The following is a 773-nucleotide window of genomic DNA, read 5'->3' as shown; positions in this document are numbered from 1 at the left end:
GAAGCGTGAGCGCTGCGTTCACGGCGTCGCGGTCCCGTTCCAGGCCCCTGGTAAAGGCGTGCAGATGAGGTAGATCGACCGCGCGGACCTGGCCGATCCAGAGCGAGAGCCGGTCGGCATTTCCAGCGTGAGGCGTCAGGAGCTCGGCGAAGCCCCCGACAACGGCGGCCAGTCTGGTCATCTCTGGGCAGGCCGCGGTGAGGCGTGCCAGAAGATCTCGATGTTCGGGTTTGAGGTTGTCGGGCCTGGTAAGGATCATCCGAGCGAGCCGGCGCGGGGAGATGTGGCTGCGGTCGACGTCCGCGCGGCCTTGGTTGATGTACTTGTGCAGGAGGTTGAGGCAGCCCTCGTAGCCGAGGGCCTTGATCTCTTCGAAGAGGTGCGCGACGGGGACGCCGGGGTCCTCGGCTCGACGCTTGCGTAGGTGCTCGCGGTAGGGGTCGACGAGGCTGGCACGGTACTTGGGGACGCGGAGCATCCGCTCGGGCCGGTCGGCTCGCGCGTAGCGCTTGACGGTGTTCAGGGCCAGCTGCAGACGGCGGGCGGATTCGAGCAGGCCGACGCCCTGGTCGAGCAGGTCATGGACCTGGTGCCAGCGTTCCAGGGTCGTCTGTGCGCGGGGCCCGTCGTAGATGGGTGCGTCCAGTACGGGGGCCCAGCAGGTGCTGTGCGCCTTCACCTCGCTGAGGGCCGCTTCGCACAGGTTGTGCCATAGGTGCCACCTGTCCGCGACCTGCACCGCGTTGGGCAGGGCACGGCGGATGGCCTCGGCG

General features: G+C 68.4%; 1 pseudogene. It reads right to left on the bottom strand.

Annotated features, from left to right (window positions below):
* Window positions 1-773 (bottom strand): annotated as a pseudogene (locus FXF52_RS41190) (ISL3 family transposase); the annotation flags it as partial.

The organism is Micromonospora sp. MP36 (assembly GCF_008119785.1).
Classification (GTDB): Bacteria; Actinomycetota; Actinomycetes; order Mycobacteriales; family Micromonosporaceae; genus Micromonospora.
Note: the sequence above shows the minus strand (reverse complement) of the source record. Positions and strands in the feature narration are given on the sequence as shown.